This is a genomic window from Actinomycetospora aurantiaca (assembly GCF_037401875.1).
Taxonomy (GTDB): domain Bacteria; phylum Actinomycetota; class Actinomycetes; order Mycobacteriales; family Pseudonocardiaceae; genus Actinomycetospora; species Actinomycetospora aurantiaca.
Window position 1 is genome coordinate 129,656 of the sequence record NZ_JBBEGN010000013.1, and the last position, 21,413, is coordinate 151,068.

Genomic DNA, 21,413 nt, shown 5'->3' on the forward strand with positions numbered 1-21,413 from the left:
CCTGGCGTATAACGCTGCTACCCAAGATGACCTCGCCCGTGTAGCGTTGCTAGCGTGAAACAGCAGGTGCCGGCGGGAGCCGTCGACGGAGATGTCCGCACCAGGTTGATGCGGACGGCCGAGCATCTCCTCGCGTCGTCCACCAACGGCCAGATCTCCACGCGCGAGATCTGCTCGGGAGCGCGTGTCACTGCGCCGACCCTCTACCACCACTTCAAGGACAAGCACGCTCTGCTGGACGCCGTGGTACTGGAGGGATTCACCGAGTATCTCGACAGCAAGCGAGCCGTCGCCCGGAGCGACGACGTGCTGGAAGACTTCTCTAGGGGCTGGGACATGCACGTCTCCTTCGGCTGCGAGCATCCGGCCCACTATCGGTTGATGTTCGGCGACCTCCGGGTCGACCACACGTCTCCTGCTGCGGTGGTGGCCCAGGACGAGGTGGATCGCGTCGTGTCCGCATGGGCGGCCGCAGGCCATCTGAGGGTCTCGGCCGAGGCGGCGAAGGAGACGATCTCTGCCGCCGCGGTCGGGGTCACGCTGCAGCTGATCGCCGTGCGGGCCACCAGCTCGCACATCATCTCGACGAACGTCCGCGACACGATCGCTCGGTCGGTCTTCCGGGCGCAGGGCTCGAGCGGCACCGCCGCCGACGGCTGCGCCGGCTCAGCTACGCAGCTCCTGGACGCGTTGCCGAACGGCCCGTGGAAGTCCTTGCGTCCGACCGAGGTCGCTCTCCTGCGCGAATGGCTCGCCGTTCTCGCCGACCGACCCCGTTGACCGAGAGGGAGACACACGTGTCCTATCCATCGAGGGAATCACAGGCGCTCGCGGGCGAGCAGGCCATAGTGACCGGCGCAAGCCGCGGCATCGGAGAAGCCGTGGTCCGCAGACTCGCCGCCCGAGGGATGCGGGTGGTGATGGTCGGCCGGAACGACACGACTCTCCGGCAGGCCGCCGAGCGGGTTCGGTCGACGGTGCCCGACGCCGAGCTGCGCCTGGAGCGCGCCGACCTGTCCCTGGTCCGCGAGGTCCGTGCGCTGGCGGACCGGCTCGCCGAGAGCTCGTCGCCCCGCGTGGTGATCAACAACGCGGCGATCACGGCCGACATCGGCGCACGCACCGACGAAGGACTCCAGTCCACTCTGGCCACCAACCACCTGGCGCCCTACGTGCTGATGCGCACCCTCGCTGAGGCGGTCGGGGACATCCCCGCCCGGTTCGTGGTGGTCGGGGCCAGTCCCCGGGTGCTGAAGGCCTTCCCGGTGGACCTGAACGACCTCGACGCGCAGGACGCCCGCGCCCTCAGTCGCTTCCCGAGCCTGCGTCCCTTCCATGCCTACGCACGCACCAAGAACATGAACACGATGTTCGTCCACAGCCTGGCGGGCCGACTGGCGGACAGCAGCATCACGGTCAACGGAGCCCATCCCGGGATCATCGCCGGGACCGGCCTGTCCCGCGACGCGCGCGGGCTGGAGAAGGTGCTGGCCACGGCGGTGGCGCTCAACCCCGCCCGGAAGCTGCCCGACCAGGGGGCGGACAACCCGGTGTGGGTGGCGACCGACACCGGTCTCGACGGCGTGACGGGACGCTTCTTCGTGGACCGCAGGGCGGTCCCCACCCCTGATCACACCCTCTCCCACGAACGCTGTGAGGCCCTCTGGGAGATCAGCGCGCGACTGGTCGGGATGAAGCCGTAGACGAACCCGGGCCGTGACGCGCCCGTGCGTGGTCGTCGTGGAGCGCCCGTTTCCGACGACGTGGTGCGTTCGTCGCCTACACGCTCCGGCCGTGCGTGAGGAGGAACGAACCGTTGGTGCGCTCGGTGAGCGGGTCCAGGTCCCGGTGGTACTCGACCGCAGCGGTCCGCAAGGTGCGGGACTCGACGACCCAGCGTCGATCACGTAGCCAGACCTCCGAGGCGGGCCGGGGCCCGGCCTCGAGCAGAGTGGTCAGATCGATCCCCATGGACTCGGAGACGGTGCGGGCGGTCGGATCGCTCATGCGGTCCAGGAAGCCCAGGTCGTCCTCGATCGCCCATCGCGAACCCGGCGCGGAATTGTCGTCGACGGCCTCGAGAAGCGCCTGCTGCGCTTGCGGGGTCAAATAGTAGAACAGACCTTCGGCGATCCACACCGTCGCGTCGTCGCGCCGGAACCCGGCGCCCACCAGGGACGTCATCCAGTCGTCGCGGAGGTCGTGCGGTACGACTCGGTGCCGACAGGTCGCGTGGGCGCCCAGGTCGACGAGGACCTGACGTTTGAACTCGAGGACCTCGGGCTGATCGATCTCGTAGACCGTGGTCCCGGAGGGCCAGTCCAATCGGTGTGTTCGAGTGTCGAGACCCGAGGCCAGGATCACGACCTGCCGGACGCCGGCACTCATGGCGAGTCGCAGGACGTCGTCGAAGAATCGGCTACGCGTCCCGAGCAGGTCCGACATGGCACGCCAGTTCGGGGCATCGGGGGACGGTCGGGTCGGGATCGGGTGACGTGGATGCGTCGCCGCGACGAGCGCCTCGGCGTACGGGTCGTTCACCAGTCGGTCGTGACGGTGCGTGTCGATGGCGCGCGACGCCGCCGCGATGACAGCGGTCGTACCCACGCTGCTGTTGATGTCCCAGGTGCTCGTACGCTCGGCCATCGAGTCTCCCCACGTCGACGTCGTCCTTCCGGGTGCCGGGCTTCCTCGAGGTCCTCGCCGTCGATCAACCTCGGGTCGAGCCCGACACTCGCCTCGGCAGCGATTCGAGAGGGAGCCCGGACCGCGCGGCCGAGGCGGCGGCGATGCCGAGACAGCGGCCGTCGCCGAACAGGCCGAGGTCGTAGTGGACGTTCTCGTCGTCGTGACCTGTGACCGCGACGCCGACCCGGTAGTCGCCGGGGTAGAGGACCTCTCCGAGGTAGCTCACGTCGTACCGCCAGGGCAGCAGCGCAGAGATTCGCGCGATGTCCTCGGTCCCGACGAGGCCGTGTACGGCGGAGACCACGGCGTCGTCGTACAGGCCGAGCGTCGCGATGTAGTTGACGTGACGGTTCGCATCAACGTCAGTGATGCGTGTGGTGACCGATGTCCAGGCCCCGTAGTGCTCGGGCCGCAGGCTCGCCTCGTCGCGAGTCACCGAGGGCGACGGCGTCTCCTCGTCGGTGAGGAGGAGCTCCCGCAGATCGGTCTGCAGCGCGTCCGGCAGCGGCTTGGGGCCGTCCCGGTCGGCCAGCACGATGCTCGCCTGTGCGGAGGCGACGAGGACCCCCTCGGAGAACAACGCCTGACCGTAGGTGAAGGAGCTGGTGCCGATCCGGCGGATACCGGTACCGATCTGCACCTGCGCGTCGGGCCCACCGGAGTCGACATGCCGCTCGACGCGCTGGCCGACGAGCAGGATCCGGAACCGCCCGAACTGTCCCGAGGCCGCGAGCCGCTCGAATCGAGGCAACGGGAGCATGACGCGCGGATGCTCGAACAGCCGGGCCAGGGCGCTGGTGGACATCGCGCCTCGGGGACCCAGGTCGCTGTGGCGCAGGCCCAGGTGCCGGACATCGGGAAACGCGGACGCGGCGGTCGCGACGTCCGCGCTCTGGCAACCCGTCATCGTGCTCCTCTCGCAGCTGTCACGGCACAGTGGTCGATGCGGCCGCGACGACACCAGGGGGCATGCTCGATCGGCAGGGCCCGAGGGACCCGGTGAGTCGGATCAGGCACGTCGTTCTCCGGCCGGAACGCGTCTCCGCTCGACGCTCGGGCACACGCCCGGCTTGACCGTGCCTCTACGGCACGGTGTCGGCTGTCGCCCGGAGAAGCGGAGCTCGGGGAGGTACGGGATCATGAACGTCGACACGCTGATCGTCGAGGACATCCTGTTGCTCATGCTCGGGGATGCGGACCGCGCCCCGGTCACGTCCCTCGACGGTGCACTGGGCGGGGCGGTGCTCGCGGAGCTCGCCCTGCGTGGACATGCCCGGGTCGAGGACCGACGGGCCACGTCGGACCCCCTCGAGGTGATCGTCGCAGCGTCCGGGGACGGGACGCTCCTGGACCCGTTGCTGGGCGTCGCCCACGAGGCGGTCACCGCGGCCCCGCGTCGGCTCCGGACCGCGCTCCCGGGGCTCGGCGCGTCGCTGCGGACGCCGGTGGTCGAGCGCCTCATCGAGCGCGGCCTGCTGCGCCGCGAGCGCCGCGGGTTCGGCGGGCTGATCTCCACCACCCGGCTGCCGGCGACGGAACGCCACGAGACACGGCTGCGCGAGCAACTGCGTCTCGTGCTCGAACTCGGCGCCGACCCGGCACCGCGGCTCACCGCGCTCATCGCGCTCGTCTCCGCCGTCGGCACCCTGCCGAGCCTGCACCCCCACCCCCGGTGGACCGGGCAGGTCGCGACCCGGGCGCGGCGCCTCGGACGGGGCGGTACCGGGGATCTCGGCGTGGAAGCGGCGGCCGTCGTCCACGGGGTCGCCGCTGCCCTGTCCACGGCGACCGTGGCGAGCCCGCCGACGAGTGGGAGCGGCCTCGTCGCTCTATCCGTGCTCGTCGGGACTCCTGCCGCGACCCGTCGGGCGTGTTCGCTCGCTGATCGTCAGGAATCCCGCTGCGCACGGTAGCCGGGACGGACACGTCCACCACCGCAGGCGCCGGATCGACCCCGGTACCGCTCGGCGGGCCAGGACGCGATGCCACGATCCAGGTGGCCAGGTCAGGGCCACCCGGAGGGACGCGCCGATGCCCCACGATGGGCACCATGACCAGTGAGTCCACTCCCGACCTCGAGGGCGCGATCGTGACAGGGACATCGGCGGACGACCGATATGCACGCGGCCTGGAGATCCTGCGAGTCGTCGGCGGCCAGGACCCGCCCGCCGTCGTCGGTGCGCTCGGCGACCTGGCCCCGGACATGGCCCGGTACACCGTGGAGTTCGCCTACGGCGACATCTACGCGCGTCCGGGGCTGACCTGGCGCGAGAGACAGCTGCTGACCGTCGCTGCGCTGACCGCTCTCGGCACGGCCGACGCCCAGCTGCGGTTCCACATCCGCGGGGCGCTCACGGTGGGCGCGACCGCGCGGGAGGTGGTCGAGACCATCACGCACGCCTGCCTCTACGCGGGGTTCCCGGCCACTCTCAACGGCCTGACCGCTGCGAGGGCGGTCTTCGTGGAGACCGACCACGAGGTCGAGCACGAACCTGGGAACAGCCCCACGGAGAGCCGCTGGGATCGTGGATGGAGCATGCTCACGACCGTCGACGGTGGTGCCGGGGAGCGGGTGGTCGCGAGCTTGGAGGCCTCGCGCCCGACGTTGCGCGCTATCTCGTCGAGTTCGCCTTCGGCGACGTGTACTCCCGCGCCGGCCTGGACCTGCGAGACCGTGAACTGATCACGGTCGCGATCTGCACCGCTCTGGGCACGGCCGCGCCCCAGTTGCGACTGCACATCGGCGGATGCCTCAACGTCGGTGGCACCCGGGACGAGATCGTCGAGGTGATCACCCAGATGGCGGTCTATGCCGGTTTCCCCGCCGCGCTCAACGCTCTCGCCGCGGCGCGCGAGGTCTTCGACTCCCCCGCCGGCGAACCGGGCCGGTAGCGACCCCGGCCCTCACCGGGGATCGACGCGCGCGGCACGGCGTCGCGTGGACGAGAGCGCGCCCAGCAGGGAGAGTGCCTCGGCGCTGGACGACCCCGGACTTGCCTGGAAGAGCACCCGCTGCTGGCCCGGCGATGCCCTCACGTCGAAGGCGAGCATCCGCAGCGTCAGGTCACCCACGTCCCGGTGACGCAGGTTCTTGAGTGCTGTCGTCTCCTCGCGCACATCGTGGCGCGCCCAGTGTCGAGCGAAATGAGGGCGGCGTTCGGCCAACATCTCCACCACGGTCCGGATCTGGGTGTCGCCGGGATGAGCGCCGTCCGCGAGGCGTAGGCCGGCGACGGCGTTGCGGGCCTCCTCCTCCCAGTCCTGGTGGAGTTCCCGCGCGTACTCGTCGAGGAACAAAGGAGTCGCGACGACTGCGCAGGTACGTGCCGACCCGTGAGGGCACGAGTAGTCCTCGGGGTGGTGGCGTGTGGCCCGCCCCGTCGTCGTCGCCGGACGTGCCCGGCGAAGCCCACCCACGACGGCTCACGGGCGTCCCTCGGGGGACCGTCATCGGGCGGCGTCGACCGGCGGCGTGTCGAGCCGTGCGGTGGCGAGTCCGTAGCGCGTCCGGCACCCGACCTTCGCGAACAGGCGCGTCAGCTGGTTCTCCACCGTCTTCTCGCTGAGCTGCAGCGTCGTGGCGATCTGCCGGTTGGTGCGACCCTCCCGGACGAGCTCGACGAGTTGATGCTCCGCGGCGCTGACACCGGTCGACGAAGAGGCACGCGGGGCAGTGACGCCACGGCGTTTCATGGCCGCCCTGAAACGAGTGATCATCCGTACGGCGCCTGCCGACTCGGCAACGGCGCGGCCCTCGAGCAGGAAGGGGGCCGGGTCGTCGACCTCCAGTCCGATGGCGAGGCAGAGGAGAGCGACGTCCATCCGCCGCCCGTGGTGGTAGAAGGATTCGGCGGCCCACGTCGCCTGTGAGGCGTCGCCCACGAGCAGCGCCTCGAGCGCGCCCGCGTAGATGCCGGCCAGACCTTCGTCGCCGCTCGGCGTCAGCGCGACGACCTCGCCGAGCAGTTCGGCGATCCAGGCCTCGCGATCCGCCCGGTCGGACTCGACCGCCAGGACTCCCAGGGCGAGCAGCAATCGCCAGGCCGGTGCATACCGCGTAGCGCCTCGGATGACGGGGATGACCTGCCGGGCGAGGACTCGGTGGGGCGACCCGCTGTCGGTGCTGTCGGCGCCGTCCGTCAGCGCGGCAGCGACCCAGGCCCGGTAGACCGGGTAGGGCGAGTCCGACGGAACCGCGTCGAGCCACCGCCGGGCGGCCTGCTCGTGGCCCTGACATGCCAGCACCTCGGCGGCCAACAACCGGGTGATCTGCCGGGTCAGCGGATCGCCGGACCCGATCGCGAGGACCTCGCTCGCGAACCCCGGCACCTGCGTCCACCGACCCTCGACGTGCGCGACCCACAACCGGTGGAAGCTCACCGCCCACCCGGTCGCCGGCGCCCGGTAGGAGTCCGGGAACAGGGCAGCGAACACCGGGACGAGATCGCGCGTCGCGAGATCCTCCTGGAGCTGGAACCGGCGACCCTCACTGACACCGGCCACCGGGCGGCTCGCCGGCGACGGACGGCCGGGTCGGCCGATCGCCGGCAGGGCGGCGAACGCCGCAGCGAACTCGTTGAGGGACACGTCCTCTCCGGCTGTCCATCGCTCGCCGCACCGCAGCGGGCACGGCGCGTCGTCCCCGACGACCAGCCGTGCACGGACCTCGGGGTCGACGGCCTCGCCGGTGTGCAGAGTCGCCAGTCCCGCCAGGGCCGCGAGCTCGGCACGCCGATCGCCGGTCGGCGCGGTCTCACGCGTGACCTCCTCGACGAGCCCGGCCAGCTCGGCGTAGGCGCCGGTACGGAGCAGGAGGTCCTGCAACGCCGACGTCAGCTCGTCCCGGAGTGCCCCGCCGGCCGCATGGCGGCGTGCGACCCGGTATCGTGCCGCCGCCCGCGCGGGGTCACGGCGCTCGACCCGGCGGGCCTCCTCGGCGAGCACCTCGACCAGGTCCGGACTCGCGTTCAGCGCGTCGCCTGCGGCGACGATGTGGTCAGCGAGCACCGCAGGAGCGAACGCGGCACCCCGAACGTCGACGGCGGTCCGCACGTGCACGAGCTCGGCATGGAGGCGGCGGGCGCGGTGGTCGCCCATCCTCTCGGCAACCGCTGCACCCACCGCGGGAGAAGCCAGCACGAACTGCGCGTCGTCGAAGGTGAACACTCCGAGATCGACGAGCGCGTCGGCGGCCTGCCCGCACTCCGTCGCCGGGCGTCGAGCGGCCCCGGCGAGCAGGGGGATGTCGTCCAGGGCCACCGGGTTCTCCCGGGCCAGCACCACGACGTCGCAGGCGGCGGCACCCAGCGTCTCGGTCGCGACCACGGAGGGATGGTCGTCGGGCAGCGTGACCGTGACGTCCGCGGACGACGGACAGAGGCGTCCGTGGACGTCGACGAGATCGTGCCGACGCTGCATCTCCTCGAGGGCGCCGACCAGGGCACCGGGATTACCGCCGAGGACACCGAGGCCGGAGACGATCGTCTCGACGACGGCAGGAACCACGGGACGTCGGGCCCGCCGGGCGATCAACGTCGCGCTGGCGGCCGGACCCAGGGCCCCCAGGTCGACGACCCGGTCGGCGAGGGCGGCGATCTGGGGGCCGCGGGCATCGACCGCGCCGTCGGACCGCACGGCGGCGATGACCAGGTGTCCGACGGTGGAGGCCCACGACGCGGAGTCCGTCGATCCGGCCAGGTGGTCGGCGTCGTCCACCACGAGCACGAGGCTCTCGGGCTCGCCGACACGGCGCAGGAGCCGACAGAGATGGGCGAGCAGGCTTGCTCGCCCATCCGGGTTAGCGTAGGCGGCGGGCGTGCACTGCCGGTCGACGACGGCGATCGCGTCGGCCAGGCCGGCGTCGGCGCCGAGGTCCTCGAATCGACGTCGCACGGCGTCCAGCACGCCGACGACGCCGTAGTCGTCCCACCCCGGGCACTGCCTCGCTGCCACGTGCAGGACCAGCGTGCCCTCCGCAGCCTTGCGCCGGGCGAGGTGCTCGAGCAGGAGGGTCCGTCCGCTGCCGACCTCGCCCCGGAGGACGACCAGGCCCCTCCGCGATGTCGCCAGCGCGTCGAGTTCGGCGCGCCGACCCACGAGGGACGGGAGTCGGGAGGCGGAGCGGCGGAGCGAGATGGCCGTCATGAAGCGCTCCTTTGTCGTCGGATCCCGTCAGCAATCACAGAGAGGTCCACGCGGTCGGTACGCTGGTCGCCAACGTGTCGGGCAGACGGCCTGTCGTTCGGCCCTGTCGGTGAGGAGGTCGACCTGCCTGCCCGCGCCCCGGGCCTGCTCACGCGTGGAGCTCCCCCGCTGACGGTCCTGACCGGTCCCGCCGGTGCGGGTCGAACATACGCGCTGCGCGAGCTGGCGGGCGATCTCGTCGCCGCGGGACGTTCCGTGCACTCCCTGCGCTTCACACCCGACCGCGTCCTCGTCCCCGGGCGCCTGTCGTCGTCGCGCACCGGCACCGAGGACGCAGGGCCCAGCACCATCCTCGCGCCGGGCCCCCGCCGGGGCGCTCACACCGATCCGCAGGTGGCGCGGCGGGCCGGCGCGGCCGCCACTGCGCAGCTGCGCGGCGACGGCGTCCTCCTCGTCGACGACGCGCAGTGGGCCGACCGCGACGCCGTCGCCGTCCTCGAAGCCCTCGTGCCCCGGTTGCGGGGCACGGACGCACGATGCGTCGTGACGGTCCGCACGCCCGGGCTCGAGCCCGTCCGCACGGACGGGCTCGCGACGATCGCCCGCCTGCGCGAGCTCGGGCTCGTCACCGTGCGACGTATGCCCCTGATGCGCCGGGACGGCGTCGACCGCGCCCTGCGCACGGCCCTCGACGCCGTCCCGGCGGCGGACCTCGTCGACGGCGTCCTCTCCGTAAGCCGTGGGGTCCCGGTCGCGGTGCACGACGTGGTGAACGCCGTCATCGAGCGCGACGTGGTCCGCATCGTCGATCGGCACGCCTACCTCGTGCGTCCCGGGCCCGGAGGGACGGCCGACGACCAGCGCCACCTGTTGGGGTCCCTGCGCCGCCTCGGAGCCGACGCATGGGTCACGGCGACCGCGACCGCCTTCCTGCACCCCCTGGGCGCGGCGGCCCCGGCCCTGATCGCCGAGGCGCTCGGTACGAGCGTCGACCGCACCCGGGAACGCCTCACGACCCTGCACGCTGCGGGCTTCCTGCACCGTGGCCGGCGGGGCGAGTCGTGGCGGTTCCTCGTCCCATCCGTAGCTGCGGCCCTGCGGACCGCCGCCGGGCCGTTCGAGTGTCGCCGGCTCTCGGCACTCGCGGTCAACGCCGTCTGGGACGGGCGGGCCCACTGCGACGACGCCGACTTCCTCAACGAGCGAATCCTCGAGGCCGGCAGTCTCGTCGCCGCAGGTCCGGCCCGTCGCGCGCTCCTGGCGCAGGCGGCGCGGGTCGCACACGCGAGCCCGCTCGACGCTTCCCGCTGGTGGCGCGCCGCGTCCGAGGTCGCGCGGGACCGTCCGGAGTGGGCCATGACCAGACTGACGGAGAGCGCCGCGCGCTTCCTCGGCGGCGACTACGACGGCTGCCTGCGGCTCGTCCGGGGCCTGTTCGACGAAGCGGGCGACCAGCTGCCGGCCGAGGCGGCGCAGGAGGCGCTCGTCATGCTCGTGTACGCGCTGCACAACACGGGAGACGTGACCGCGCTGGAGGCGATCGCCGACGGAAGTGGACTGATGGCGCAGGACGACGCCGCGGAGGCGCTCTGCCGTGCGATCGCCCTCGGCCTTCTCGACCGCTGGTCCGACGCCCTCCATCTGCTCGACGACACACGGGACGCCTGGAAGGGCACCTCCCTGACGCTCGACCTGGGGCAGGCGCTCGAGGCCGTCGCGGACCTCTACCTCGGGCGTCCGGAACGCTTCGAGGCGCGGCTGGCGGGCGGCGGGCCCGCGACACGGGTGTCCGGTGAGCCGCGACGCGATGCCCGCAAGGAGGTGACAACCCTGCTGGCCCACGAGGACCTGCGCCGTTCGGAGGCGGTGCTCGCCACCGAGGGGATCCCGGAGGACACCCTCAGCCTGACCGACCGCGCCTCCCTGCAGATGCTGCGTGGCGACCCCGGGCCGTCCGGAGATGTCCTCGAGCTCGCCCGACGGGCCCTCGCCACCGGCAGCGTGCTCGGCCACGACCTCGGTCGTGTCGCGATGACGCGGATGGCCGTGGCCATCCTCTGGGGCCGCGGGCACATCACCGTCGCCGGCGATCTGCTGACGAGCGCGCACGCGGAGCGGCCCTCGCTCGCACACCTTCTCGACGACCCCGGCATCCCCACCGCCATGGCGCTGCGCGACAAGGAGCGCGGTCGGGAGCTGGCCGCCGCGTCCCTGCGTGCGGCCACCGATCGGGGCATCGTCGCGGGCCTGGAGATGAAGCGGACCCGGCTCGGGGGTCTGGCCTTCCTCCTCGGCGACCACGCCGGCGCGGCGGAGCAGCTCCGGGCGCTCGAGGACCTCGGGCGGAAGGTGCCGACCGACCGCACCGCGATGATGGTCGCCTTCCTCCGAGCCCTCGTGCACCGCGACGGCGACGCGGGGTGGGAGGCCGTGACGATCGGACGGGCCCGCGGCGTGCAGTTCGACCTCGCGATCGCGCAGCTGCAGCTGGTCGGCAGCGGAATCATCGATCCGACCGAGATCCTGGAGGCCTACGCGATCTTCGGGCGCTTCGCCGCCCTTCTGTACCGGGCCCTCGCCCGCCACCAGATGGCGCGCCACCACGTCACGGTGCCCGGGCGGCAGACCACCGTGGTCGAGAACGAGCGCCTGCTGGCGACGCTCGTTGCCGAGGGCTTCAGCAACCGTCAGATCGCCACGGCCATCGGCGCCAGCGAGAAGAGCGTCGAGGGCCGCCTCGGTCGCCTCTTCGCGCACAGTGGCTACCAGTCGCGTATCGAGCTGGCTGGCGCGATCCAGCGCGGCGAGCTCGGGACCTGAGCACGACTTCCTGGAGCCGGGCCAGGTCCCGCCCTCCGGGCGCGTGCCGCTCTCGCCGGCGGGCGCCGGACGATGCTGCCCCACCGACCTTCCGGCGAGCCTCGTCCTCCGGCCCGGACCGGATCGGTGCTGCATCGCTCTCCCGCTCGATCGACACGTTCGACGGCCACCGACGGCCACCGACGGCAGCGCAGGAGCCGCCGGTCGCGCAGGCTAGGGCCGTTTCCCACCGACGGTCGGCGCGTCCGATCCGAGGAGGTCGAACCGAGGAGAATCACTCAGGAACAGGGCGGCGCCGTCCGGCGATGCCGGCCCCTACCGCGCGGTCGAGGCCCACCTCGCCGAGCACCTCGACGCGCCGGGGTCCGTCGTCCCCTCGTCAGTGCCGGAGCGTTCCTCCCCCGGCGGCGGCCGTCGCCCCGCCGAGGTCGACCACAGTCACCGGGAGCGTCGTAGGGGCGGTCGAGGCGCGGACCTCCGTCACCGCGGTACTGGCCTGCGCCCGGAGCGTGGTCACGTGCCGGTAGAGCGTGCGCCCGGCGGGCGTGGGCTCCACTCCTCTGACCGATCGCACGAGCAGATCGACACCCATCTGGCGCTCGAGGGACCTCATGGAGCGGGAGAGAGCCGGCTGTGTCATCACCAGCGCTCGCGCGGCCATCGTGATCGACCCGAGGTCGACGACGACCGCGAAGTAGCGCAAGAGGCGTAGGTCGAGGTCGGACTGCGCCCCGCTCACGGGGCGACCCGGTCGATCTCGTCGCGCACCAGAGCGATCCTCACTCGAGCAGTGATGGGGTTGGCGAAGCCACCGTCTCCCGACTCCCGCGCCCGCGGGCGCGCTGCCGGCCTCCCTCCGTGACCACGGGAGGATCCCTCACCGGGAGTTCGGCGGATCCCGACGCATTCGGCATGTCCGACTCACGTCTCCGCGCACACCGCCGGGCGTCGGCGAACTCGGGAACCCTTGACGAGCCTCGTGGTCGAGCGGCGGAACGCCGAGAACGCGACCAGGGCCATCAACGCGGTCAGCGGCATCCCGGTCACGACCTTCGCGACCGCGAGCCAGCCCGTGGCATCCGCCAGGTAGAGCGTCTGGTTGACCGCGAACCGCCCCGCGAACACGACGGCTGCGAACAGCGTCGCGATGTCGTGAGCACGCAGGGTCGGGCCGTCCTCGCGCCAGGCGAACTGCCTGCCGTGGAACCAGCTCCACGCGAGACCCGTCAGCGGACGGCGTACGACAAGCGAAGCGACCAGCACGACCGTTGCCACGAGGGCGGCCCAGATCCCGACCAGGAAGAAGTCGCGCGGCGAGCCGGTCCAGACGGTGATCCCGCAGGCGATCCCGACCCCGATGACCCCGCCGGAGGCGGTCATGAGCTTCTCCTTGCGGACCGCCATGCGGTAGATGGCGAGCACCACCGCGGCGGCCAGGGCGATGACCGTAGTGGTCAGGAGCGGGAAGTACGCGTTGGCGATCGAGAAGACGATCGCGGGGATGTTCGTGTAGATCATCCCCCTCCAGCCGCCCGCCGCGTCGAGCATCACCCGCCCCGGCGACTTCGGCGGCTGCGCGGCGACCACGTGCTGCACCACCGTCGCCTCCGACCCGGCGACCGGGATCGGTGCCGTGACCTCCTCGAGGCCTTCCGCCTGGCGCCGAGGCTGTTCGGTGAACATGTCGTCTCTCCGGGGGTGTGGGTCGGTGACGAGCTCAGGGAAGGCCGTGACGCTGGGGCACTCTCAAGGCGGGAGTGAGCCGAGCCACAGCGAGCGAGCGGGGGGTCCGACCTCTGCCGCGCCCTGATGCCACCTCCCGCCGCGGCGTGAGCGGCGTCCGTCGGACCGGCGACGTCCCGAGAAGAGCAACAACCGGAGGTCGTCATCGCAAGCGCACGCCTGACGGCGACCGTCTCCCGTTCGTAGCGTCGGCACGCGCCTGCCGAATGGAGAACGATGCCGACGCACGACCGTCCCGCGGGCGGTGAATGCCCGCCCGTCACCGTCTCCATGGAGGTGAACGAGCGACCTGTCGACCTGTCCCTCGACCCGCGGACGAGCCTGCTCGACGCCCTGCGGGAGCACCTCGGGCTCACGGGCACCAAGAAGGGCTGCGACCAGGGAGCGTGCGGGGCGTGCACGGTGCACCTCGACGGAGACCGGATGCTGGCGTGTCTCACCCTGGCCGCCCAGGTCGACGGCCGACGTGTCACCACGATCGAGGGCGTCCCGGCCGACCCGACCGGCCGCCTCCTCGCCGACGCGTTCCTGCGTCACGACGCCTACCAGTGCGGATTCTGCACGCCCGGGCAGATCGTGTCCGCGCTCGGCCTGCTCGCCGAGGGTCGTGCCGGGTCCGACGCGGACCTCCGCGAATTCATGTCGGGCAACCTGTGCCGGTGCGGCGCGTACCCCAACATCGTGGCGGCCATCCGTGAGGTGGCATCCGCGCCGGTCCCGAGCGACGAGGACGGTGCCTGAGGTGCGGCCCTTCGTCTATCACCGGGCGACGAGCGTCGACGACGCGATCGCCGCGGTCGGCGGCGACGCTCGCGCCGCGTACCTCGCCGGCGGGACGACCCAGCTGGACCTGATGAAGGACGGGGTCTTGGCGCCGGAGTTGCTGGTCGACATCACCCGACTGCCCCTGCGCGGGATCGACGTGCTGGACGACGTCGATGACGGGGACGAGGTCCTGCACGTGGGGGCCCTGACGACGATGGAGCAGCTCGCCCGCCACCCCGTCGTCAGCGACCGGCTTCCGCTGCTCGCGCAGTCGCTCCTGTCCGGCGCCTCGACCCAGCTGCGCAACATGGCGACGATCGGGGGAAACCTCCTGCAACGGACGCGGTGCCGGTACTACCGCGACCCCACGATCGGCGCCTGCAACCGGCGTCTGCCGGGCACCGGCTGTGCGGCCGTCCAGCAGACCGCACGGATGCACGCCGTCCTCGGGGCCGGGCCACGATGCATCGCGGTCCACGCGTCCGACCTCGCCGTGGCGCTCGTCGCGCTCGACGCCGTCGTGGAGATCACCGGACCGGACGGGGCGCGTCGCGTCCCACTGCGGGACTTCTATGTCCCAGCAGACGTCGACCCCGCCCGCGAGCACGCCATCGGGCACGGCGACCTGGTCACCGCCATCAGGATCCCGATCCCCGCGTTCGCACGGAACTCGGGCTACCTGAAGGTCCGCGACCGCGCGTCGTATGAGTTCGCCGCCGTCTCGGTCGCCGCCGCGTTCGACGTGGAGCACGGGCGGGTCGGGGAAGCTCGCATCGCCTTCGGAGGCATCGGGTCGGTGCCGTGGCGTGCCGTCGAGGCCGAGGAGCTCCTGCGGGGCGCCTCCGTGTCCGACACCGACGTCGGTGCCGCCGGGCGAGCAGCCCTGGCGGGGGCGTTCACCGTCCCCGGGACGGCATTCAAGCCCGAGCTCGCGATCGGGGCACTGGTGCGGCTGGCCGGAGTCCTCACCGGCACGCGCGGGGCGGTGCTGGTGTGACCACGTACGTGACGGCACCGGCCGTGGACCGCCCGACGGCGACGGAGCCCGCGACCGCCACGCCGTGGGTCGGCCGTGACCTGACCCGCGTCGACGGCCCGCACAAGATCGCCGGACGGGCCCCCTACTCCTCGGACGCCGATGTGCCCGGCATGCTGCATGCCGCGCTGGTGACCTCCACGATCGCTCACGGACGGGTGACGGACGTGCGGGCGGCCGAGGCCCTCGCGCTGGCCGGCGTCGTCGACGTGCTCACCTGGCGGAACTTCCCCCGTCTCGCGCCGGGCCCGGAGGTCCCGCTCGGCTGGCCGCCGCCCCCGCCGCTCCAGGACGACGGCATCGGTTTCCACGGCCAGCCGGTCGCCGTCGTGCTCGCCGAGACCTTGGAACAGGCGCACGAAGCGGCTCGCCGCGTGGAGGTCGACTACGAGGAGCAGCCCGCGCGGCTGGCCCTCGACGACGCGGAACCCGAACCCATCCCGTGGGTACCGGACTCCTCGCGCGGGGACACGGGCGCGGCCTGGCGGTCCGCGGCGGCGCGGGTCGAGCTCGAGTACCGCACCGCGGAGAACGTCAACAACCCGCTCGGGCTCATGGGGGCGCTCGCCGTCTGGGACGGGGACCGGGTGGACGTCCACGACTCGACCCAGTGGCCCACCCTGGTGCGGCGCGGCATCGCCACGATGTTCGGGGTGCCCCTGGCCGGTGTCCGGGTGCGTTCACCGTTCCTCGGGGGCGGGTTCGGCGCCGGGCTGATCACCTGGGACTACAAGGTCCTCGCCGTCGGGGCCGCCCGCGTCACCGGTCGTCCAGTCAAGCTGATGTTGACCCGGCCGCAGATGTTCACCCAGGTCGGGCACCGACCCGAGACCCGACAGACCCTGCGGGTGAGCGCCGCTGCGGACGGGACGCTGACCTCAGTCGAGCACCGCGCGCTGGTGGCCGGAGCCGTCGAGCGACTTCCCCTGGGCCTCGTGACCGCGGCGACCGCCCACGGCTACGCGTGCCCCAACGTCACGACCTCGGACCGTGCGCTACGGCTGCACCGCCGCTACTCCTCGGCGATGCGGGGACCGGGCGAGCACGAGGGGAACGCCGCGCTCGAGGTGGCTTTGGACGAGCTCGCCGAGCAGCTCGCCATCGATCCCGTGGAGCTGCGCCTGCGCAACCTCTCCACGGTCGACCCGGCGTCGGGCCTGCCCTGGTCGAGCACGGCCCTGGCCGAGTGCCTGCGACTCGGAGCCGAGCGCTTCGGCTGGGGAGACCGCGACCCGCGGCCGAGATCGATGCGCGACGGGGACCTCCTCGTCGGGTGGGGAGTCGCGGCCGCGGCCTACGGCGGCTACGAGCTCCCCACCAGCGTGCGCGTCACCGTGTATCCCGACGGCAGCGCGGCGGTCCGCAACGCGGCCACCGACATCGGCACCGGTACGTACACCATCGTCGGGCAGATCGCCGCCGACCTGCTCGGCCTCGCTCCTGACCAGGTCGACGTGGACATGGGCGACACCGAGATGCCGCCGTCGGCCCAGTCCGGAGGCTCCGCCCTGGCCGGCTCGGTCGCCCACGCCCTGCACCGCGCCGTCGATCGGCTCCGCGACACCGTCGCCGAGCTCGTCGCGACCGACGCGGACTCGGCTCTCGGAGGCGCGGCCGCGGACGAGCTGGAGCTCGTCGCGGGCGGCGTACGCATGGTCGGCTCCACCGACATCGAGAGATGGTCCGATCTTCTCGCCCGGTCCGGGCTGGAGTCGCTGTCCTCGGAGGGCACCGTCGACGGGAGCGACACGAGCGGCGGCACGATGGCCAGAGCCGGCGCCTTCGGCGCCCGCTTCGTCGAGGTCGTCATCGACCCCGTCATCGGGCGGCTCCGGGTGCGTCGCGTCGTGTCCGTGAACGACTGCGGCCGGGTGCTCAACCCGCTGCTCGCCCGCAGCCAGATCCTCGGGGGCACCGTCGGCGGCATCGGTGCCGCGCTCTTCGAGGACGTCACCGTCGACCCCGACACGGGTCGGGTCGCCAACGGCACTCTCGCCGACTACCTCGTCCCCACCCACGCCGACGTCCCGGACATCGACGTGACCTTCGTCGGGGACCCCGACCGCTTCACGCCCACCGGCGTCAAGGGCGTCGGAGAGGTCGGGCTGATCGGCGTCGCACCCGCGATCGCCAACGCGGTCCACCACGCGACCGGCCGGCGGATACGACACCTCCCGATCCACCTCGAGGACCTCCTCTCGACACCGCGGGACCGAGGAGCGACATGAAGGTCTGGTTCATCACCGGCGCGTCGAAGGGCCTCGGCCGGGAGTGGGCCACCGCGGCGCTCGATCGCGGCGACCGGGTCGCCGCCACCGTGCGGGATCTCGCGACCCTCGACGAACTCGTCGGGCGTTTCGGCGAGAGCCTGCTCCCCCTCGAGCTCGACGTGACCGACCGGGCCGCGGACTTCGCCGCCGTCGAGCACGCCGCCGCGCACTTCGGCCGGCTCGACGTCGTGGTCAACAACGCGGGCTACGGCCAGTTCGGCATGATCGAGGAACTGTCCGAGGCCGAGGCGAGGGCACAGCTCGAGACCAATCTCCTCGCCCCGCTGTGGATCACCCAGGCCGCCCTGCCGATCCTGCGTGCCCAGGGGTCCGGCCACATCCTGCAGGTCTCCTCCATCGGTGGAATCACGGCGTTCCGGAACGTCGGCATCTACCACGCCTCGAAGTGGGCGCTCGAAGGGATGAGCCAGAGCCTCGCCCAGGAGGTCTCCCGCTTCGGCGTCCGGGTCACGCTGCTCGAGCCCGGCCCCTACTCGACCGACTGGGCAGGACCCTCGGCGAGACACGCCACGGCGCTCCCGGCCTACGAGCCCGTCCGTGAGCTCGCCGCCGCGGCCATCGCCGCCCGACCGACTCGTCCCGGTGACCCGGCCGCGACGTCCGGGCCCGTCCTGGAGATCGTCGACGCCGCGGACCCTCCGCTGCGCGCCTTCCTCGGCAGTCTGCCGCTCTCGCTCGCCCGGGCCGACTACGAGGGACGGCTCACGGAGTGGGACGCAGGGCAGCAGCTCGCCGTCCGGGCCCATGGGGTGACCTGACCCGGGGCCCGAGGGCCACGACGGATCGGCCTGTCACGGACGCCGACGGAAGTCACCGGGCGTCATTCCGTGGCGTTCGTGGAATAACGTCGTGAAGCGGCTCGTGCCCGCGTACCCGCAGAGCGCCGCCACCGACGACACGCTCAGGTCGCCGGTGACGAGCAGCTCGGCCGCTCGTTCCATCCGGAGATCGGTCAGGTAGCGGTGAGGCGTCACGCCGACCCTTGCGGTGAACCGCCGGAGGAAGTGGTACTTGCTGAGGTTGGCCTCGCGCGCCAGGTCTTCGAGGGAGACCGACCACTCCAGATGGGCGCGCATGTACTCCGTGACCCTCTCCACGACCCTGTCCGGCAGGGGTGCCGACGCCTGGGGCACGCCCGGGGAGCGCCGCCCGCCCGGCGAGGACATGAGCTGGGCGGCGAGTGCCTGCGCCAATGACTCGGCGACCAGCGGCTCGGCGCGCCGCTGCAGGGCGGTGTGCAGCGCCGAGAGGACGGCACCCGCGGCGGGGTCGACCCGCTCCAGGGCGTTCAGGTCGAACCGTCGGCGAGGCGATGCCTGCGCGTCGTGGACCTCGGCGAGCAACGCGGACGGCAGGTGGACGTGCAGGGTCGTCGGGTTCCCGACGTCGGGCCCGCGCCACCGCAGGATGTCGGGCTGTCCGGGCGCCGTGATCCCGATCGTCCCGCGGTGGTAGCTCGCTGTCGCCCAGTCGCCGTGCGCCCGGGACTCGACCCGGAAGCGGCCGGTCAGGACCATGACCGCCAGCAGGTCCGACGTCGTCGGGGTCTCGAACTCCTCGGCGACGGGGGGCTGCTCGAAGACCTGCACGAGCGGCCAGAGCCAGCCCAGAGCCTCGCTGGTGTCGAGCAGGCGGGCGGGCAGGTGGCTGGCCGCGGCCAGGCTCGCCTCGTGGAGCTGCACGGGACCTCCGTCGCCGACGTCCGCCCGTCCGGGCCGGACGATCATGCGGTCGACGGTAGTGCGCCGAGCCGCAGCGCGAGAACTGGGCCGCAGACCGCGATCCGTGACTGGACCAACAGGCTATTGCCATCCGTAGTTTTCCCACCCATTGTTTGGTAGAACCGTGAGGACGTTGCCAAGGAGGGACGACATGGGCGAGGACGCGCCCGTCGTGGCCGACACGACGGGACCGGTCACGACGGTCACGCTGAACCGGCCCGAACGGCTGAACGCGATCAGCCCGGCCGTGGTGGACGCGATCGACGCCGCACTCGACGGCCTGACGGCCTCGACGCGAGTCCTGGTGATCACGGGCCGCGGCCGGGCGTTCTCGGCGGGCGGCGACCTCGAGGCCGTGGAGGCCATGGCCCGGGAGCGCGGGCTGGGGGCGGGCGCCGGGACGGAGGAGTTCCACGCTGCGATTTCCGCGGTTCTGCGTCGCCTCGAGCTGCTCGATTTCCCCGTCGTCGCGGCCGTGAACGGTCTCGCGGTGGCCGGGGGGCTCGAGATCGCCTGCGCCTGTGACGTGGTGCTCGCCGTCGAGTCCGCGAGGTTCGGCGACGGTCACGCGAACTACGGCCTGCTGCCCGCGGGCGGCGGCTCGGTCCGCCTCCCGCGCCGTCTCGGGGTCGGCCGCGCGAAGTACCTGATGTACACCGGCGAGACCGTGTCCGCCGCCACGATGCGCGACTGGGGCCTGGTCGCCGAGCTCGTCGGCGACGGCGAGCTCGCGGCCGCGACCGACCGGCTCACCGCGCGGCTCGCCGCAGCCAGCCGTGACGGCCTGGGGCGGATGAAGACCATGGTCGACCGCGGTCTCGAGATGACCGTGGACGACGCGCTCGCCCACGAGCAGAAGGTCGCGGCCGAGCACGTGCACGCCGCCGACTACGCCGAAGGGCTGTCCGCCTTCCGCGAGCGCCGCGCGCCGCGCTTCGACTGACACGACGAGAGAGGAACGACCCCATGACCGCACACATCGCGGGCGTCTCGATGACCCCGTTCGGACGCCGACCCGACACGACGGTCAAGCAGCTGGTCGCCGACGCCGTCGACGAGGCCCTCAAGGACGCCGGGCTCACGCTCGACATGGTCGACGCGGTCGTCTTCACCAACACCATGCAGGGCGCCCTCGAGGGGCAGCACGCGGTGGCCGGACAGATCGCGATGCGATCGCTCGGCTTCCAGTCCGGTCCGGTCATCAACGTCGAGAACGCGTGCGCCAGCGGCGACACCGCACTGATGCTGGCCGACTCCCGCGTCCGTGCGGGCGACGCCGAGGTGGTCCTCGTCGTCGGCGCCGAGCGGATGACCGTCGACAAGGCCGGGGCGCTCGCCTGGTTCCACGGCGCGTGGGACGTCCACGAGGCCGATGCGACCACCGCCGGGCTGCTCGCCCTCGGCGCCGACGTCGCCACCCCCGACGACGTCGACCAGCCCGACCCGGCGGCGAAGAGCCTCTTCATGGACGTCTACGCGTCCCTGGCGAAATACCACATGGACCGCTACGGCCTCACGGCGCGCCAGCTCGCCGCCGTGGCCGCGAAGGACCACCAGCACAGCGTCCACAACAGCCGGGCGCAGTACCGCCGTCCGTTCACCGTGGACGAGGTCCTCGCCGCCCCGACGATCTCCTGGCCGATCACCCTGCCGATGTGCGCCCCGATGACCGACGGCGCCGCCGCCGCCGTCGTCGTGAGCGAGGACGCCCGCGGGCGCCTCCCCGCGCCGGACCGGACCGTGCGGATCGCCGCCGTCGAGCTCGCCAGCGGCTCGGACCGGGCGCCGCACGATCTCGACCGTCACCTCTCGGTCGTGGCCTCGACGCGTGCGTACGAACGCGCCGGCATCGGTCCTGCGGACATCGACGTCGCCGAGGTCCACGATGCGACGAGCTTCGGTGAGATCCTCCAGACCGAGAACCTGGGGCTCGTCCCCCGCGGTGAGGGCGGAGCGGCCGCCGAGCGCGGGGAGACGACGTTCGGCGGGCGCATCCCAGTGAACCTCTCCGGAGGCCTGGTCTCCAAGGGCCACCCGATCGCCGCCACCGGCCTCGCGAAGACCTTCGAGCTGGTCACCCAGCTGCGCGGCGAGGCAGGCGAGCGTCAGGTGGACGGTGCCCAGTTCACCATCAGCCAGGGCGGAGGCGGCTTCTATGGCATCGAGGACGCCTCCACCTGCGTGACGATTCTCGCCGGGCGCTGA

Annotated in this window: 19 protein-coding genes; 12 read left to right on the forward strand and 7 right to left on the reverse strand. The window is 72.3% G+C overall.

The window, feature by feature from the left end; genetic code table 11:
* Positions 1 to 54 precede the first annotated feature (54 nt).
* Positions 55 to 780, forward strand: coding sequence for a TetR/AcrR family transcriptional regulator (locus WCD74_RS22305; protein WP_337697087.1), 726 nt, complete (start codon positions 55 to 57; stop codon positions 778 to 780).
* Between the two features lie 17 nt (positions 781 to 797).
* Positions 798 to 1,703 carry an SDR family NAD(P)-dependent oxidoreductase gene (locus WCD74_RS22310; protein ID WP_337697088.1) on the forward strand — a complete coding sequence of 302 codons (906 nt, stop codon included), beginning with the start codon at positions 798 to 800 and terminating at the stop codon, positions 1,701 to 1,703.
* A gap of 76 nt (positions 1,704 to 1,779) precedes the next feature.
* Here WCD74_RS22310 and WCD74_RS22315 read toward each other — a convergent pair whose 3' ends face one another.
* Positions 1,780 to 2,646, reverse strand: coding sequence for an SAM-dependent methyltransferase (locus WCD74_RS22315; protein WP_337697089.1), 867 nt, complete (start codon positions 2,644 to 2,646; stop codon positions 1,780 to 1,782).
* A gap of 64 nt (positions 2,647 to 2,710) precedes the next feature.
* On the reverse strand, positions 2,711 to 3,595 hold the full coding sequence (locus WCD74_RS22320) for an acyl-CoA thioesterase (protein ID WP_337697090.1): 885 nt from the start codon (positions 3,593 to 3,595) through the stop codon (positions 2,711 to 2,713).
* A 232-nt stretch (positions 3,596 to 3,827) separates the two neighbouring features.
* Here WCD74_RS22320 and WCD74_RS22325 point away from each other — a divergent pair, with 232 nt between their 5' ends.
* The 3 genes from WCD74_RS22325 to WCD74_RS22335 all read left to right on the forward strand — a co-directional run bounded on the left by WCD74_RS22325 (position 3,828) and on the right by WCD74_RS22335 (position 5,580).
* Positions 3,828 to 4,601 carry a GOLPH3/VPS74 family protein gene (locus tag WCD74_RS22325; RefSeq protein ID WP_337697092.1) on the forward strand — a complete coding sequence of 258 codons (774 nt, stop codon included), beginning with the start codon at positions 3,828 to 3,830 and terminating at the stop codon, positions 4,599 to 4,601.
* Between the two features lie 137 nt (positions 4,602 to 4,738).
* Positions 4,739 to 5,371, forward strand: a complete 633-nt coding sequence (locus WCD74_RS22330; protein ID WP_337697093.1) for a carboxymuconolactone decarboxylase family protein — start codon at positions 4,739 to 4,741, stop codon at positions 5,369 to 5,371.
* On the forward strand, positions 5,329 to 5,580 hold the full coding sequence (locus WCD74_RS22335; protein WP_337697094.1) for a carboxymuconolactone decarboxylase family protein: 252 nt from the start codon (positions 5,329 to 5,331) through the stop codon (positions 5,578 to 5,580). Before WCD74_RS22330 ends, WCD74_RS22335 begins: the two co-directional genes overlap by 43 nt.
* 12 nt (positions 5,581 to 5,592) lie before the next feature.
* Here WCD74_RS22335 and WCD74_RS22340 read toward each other — a convergent pair whose 3' ends face one another.
* Positions 5,593 to 5,985 (reverse strand): MmyB family transcriptional regulator, encoded by a 393-nt coding sequence (locus WCD74_RS22340; RefSeq protein WP_337697095.1) that lies wholly within the window; start codon positions 5,983 to 5,985, stop codon positions 5,593 to 5,595.
* A 150-nt stretch (positions 5,986 to 6,135) separates the two neighbouring features.
* Positions 6,136 to 8,832 (reverse strand): helix-turn-helix transcriptional regulator, encoded by a 2,697-nt coding sequence (locus tag WCD74_RS22345; protein WP_337697096.1) that lies wholly within the window; start codon positions 8,830 to 8,832, stop codon positions 6,136 to 6,138.
* Between the two features lie 255 nt (positions 8,833 to 9,087).
* Between WCD74_RS22345 and WCD74_RS22350 the strand changes: the two genes are divergently transcribed.
* Positions 9,088 to 11,652: a hypothetical protein gene (locus tag WCD74_RS22350; protein WP_507237334.1), complete on the forward strand. Its 2,565-nt coding sequence runs from the start codon at positions 9,088 to 9,090 to the stop codon at positions 11,650 to 11,652.
* A 379-nt stretch (positions 11,653 to 12,031) separates the two neighbouring features.
* On the opposite strand, the gene WCD74_RS22355 is transcribed toward WCD74_RS22350, so the two are convergent.
* Positions 12,032 to 12,391, reverse strand: coding sequence for a LysR family transcriptional regulator (locus tag WCD74_RS22355; protein WP_337697097.1), 360 nt, complete (start codon positions 12,389 to 12,391; stop codon positions 12,032 to 12,034).
* A 182-nt stretch (positions 12,392 to 12,573) separates the two neighbouring features.
* Positions 12,574 to 13,335 carry a DUF3159 domain-containing protein gene (locus WCD74_RS22360; protein WP_337697098.1) on the reverse strand — a complete coding sequence of 254 codons (762 nt, stop codon included), beginning with the start codon at positions 13,333 to 13,335 and terminating at the stop codon, positions 12,574 to 12,576.
* Between the two features lie 330 nt (positions 13,336 to 13,665).
* Here WCD74_RS22360 and WCD74_RS22365 point away from each other — a divergent pair, with 330 nt between their 5' ends.
* Genes WCD74_RS22365 through WCD74_RS22380 form a run of 4 tightly spaced genes read left to right on the forward strand, consistent with a single transcriptional unit; the run spans position 13,666 to position 18,245 of the window.
* Complete coding sequence (locus WCD74_RS22365; protein WP_337697099.1) at positions 13,666 to 14,136, forward strand: (2Fe-2S)-binding protein; 471 nt, start codon at positions 13,666 to 13,668, stop codon at positions 14,134 to 14,136.
* Positions 14,129 to 15,157: an FAD binding domain-containing protein gene (locus WCD74_RS22370; RefSeq protein ID WP_337697100.1), complete on the forward strand. Its 1,029-nt coding sequence runs from the start codon at positions 14,129 to 14,131 to the stop codon at positions 15,155 to 15,157. The genes WCD74_RS22365 and WCD74_RS22370 overlap by 8 nt, the downstream gene beginning before the upstream one ends.
* A complete protein-coding gene (locus WCD74_RS22375) occupies positions 15,154 to 17,424 on the forward strand; it encodes a xanthine dehydrogenase family protein molybdopterin-binding subunit (RefSeq protein ID WP_337697101.1) in 2,271 nt (756 codons plus the stop codon). The genes WCD74_RS22370 and WCD74_RS22375 overlap by 4 nt, the downstream gene beginning before the upstream one ends.
* The gene (locus WCD74_RS22380) at positions 17,421 to 18,245 is read left to right on the forward strand and encodes an SDR family oxidoreductase (protein ID WP_337697102.1); all 825 of its coding nucleotides are present in this window, start codon (positions 17,421 to 17,423) and stop codon (positions 18,243 to 18,245) included. Before WCD74_RS22375 ends, WCD74_RS22380 begins: the two co-directional genes overlap by 4 nt.
* A gap of 33 nt (positions 18,246 to 18,278) precedes the next feature.
* Here the strand turns inward: WCD74_RS22380 and WCD74_RS22385 are convergent, their stop codons facing one another.
* Positions 18,279 to 19,214 carry a helix-turn-helix domain-containing protein gene (locus WCD74_RS22385; RefSeq protein ID WP_337697103.1) on the reverse strand — a complete coding sequence of 312 codons (936 nt, stop codon included), beginning with the start codon at positions 19,212 to 19,214 and terminating at the stop codon, positions 18,279 to 18,281.
* A gap of 145 nt (positions 19,215 to 19,359) precedes the next feature.
* On the opposite strand from WCD74_RS22385, the gene WCD74_RS22390 reads away from it, so the two are divergent.
* Together WCD74_RS22390 and WCD74_RS22395 are read left to right on the forward strand one after the other, a co-directional pair.
* Entirely contained in the window at positions 19,360 to 20,151 is a 792-nt protein-coding gene (locus WCD74_RS22390; RefSeq protein ID WP_337697104.1) for an enoyl-CoA hydratase/isomerase family protein, read from the forward strand.
* 23 nt (positions 20,152 to 20,174) lie between these two features.
* The gene (locus WCD74_RS22395; protein WP_337697105.1) at positions 20,175 to 21,413 is read left to right on the forward strand and encodes a thiolase family protein; all 1,239 of its coding nucleotides are present in this window, start codon (positions 20,175 to 20,177) and stop codon (positions 21,411 to 21,413) included.

Bases quoted from the DNA above. Each gene is read 5' to 3' on its own strand.
- WCD74_RS22315 (WP_337697089.1), bottom strand. From the start codon at position 2,646: ATGGCCGAGCGTACGAGCACCTGGGACATCAACAGCAGCGTGGGTACG.
- WCD74_RS22320 (WP_337697090.1), bottom strand. From the start codon at position 3,595: ATGACGGGTTGCCAGAGCGCGGACGTCGCGACCGCCGCGTCCGCGTTT.
- WCD74_RS22325 (WP_337697092.1), top strand. From the start codon at position 3,828: ATGAACGTCGACACGCTGATCGTCGAGGACATCCTGTTGCTCATGCTC.
- WCD74_RS22330 (WP_337697093.1), top strand. From the start codon at position 4,739: ATGACCAGTGAGTCCACTCCCGACCTCGAGGGCGCGATCGTGACAGGG.
- WCD74_RS22345 (WP_337697096.1), bottom strand. From the start codon at position 8,832: ATGACGGCCATCTCGCTCCGCCGCTCCGCCTCCCGACTCCCGTCCCTC.
- WCD74_RS22360 (WP_337697098.1), bottom strand. From the start codon at position 13,335: ATGTTCACCGAACAGCCTCGGCGCCAGGCGGAAGGCCTCGAGGAGGTC.
- WCD74_RS22365 (WP_337697099.1), top strand. From the start codon at position 13,666: ATGGAGGTGAACGAGCGACCTGTCGACCTGTCCCTCGACCCGCGGACG.
- WCD74_RS22380 (WP_337697102.1), top strand. From the start codon at position 17,421: ATGAAGGTCTGGTTCATCACCGGCGCGTCGAAGGGCCTCGGCCGGGAG.
- WCD74_RS22385 (WP_337697103.1), bottom strand. From the start codon at position 19,214: ATGATCGTCCGGCCCGGACGGGCGGACGTCGGCGACGGAGGTCCCGTG.
- WCD74_RS22390 (WP_337697104.1), top strand. From the start codon at position 19,360: ATGGGCGAGGACGCGCCCGTCGTGGCCGACACGACGGGACCGGTCACG.
- WCD74_RS22395 (WP_337697105.1), top strand. From the start codon at position 20,175: ATGACCGCACACATCGCGGGCGTCTCGATGACCCCGTTCGGACGCCGA.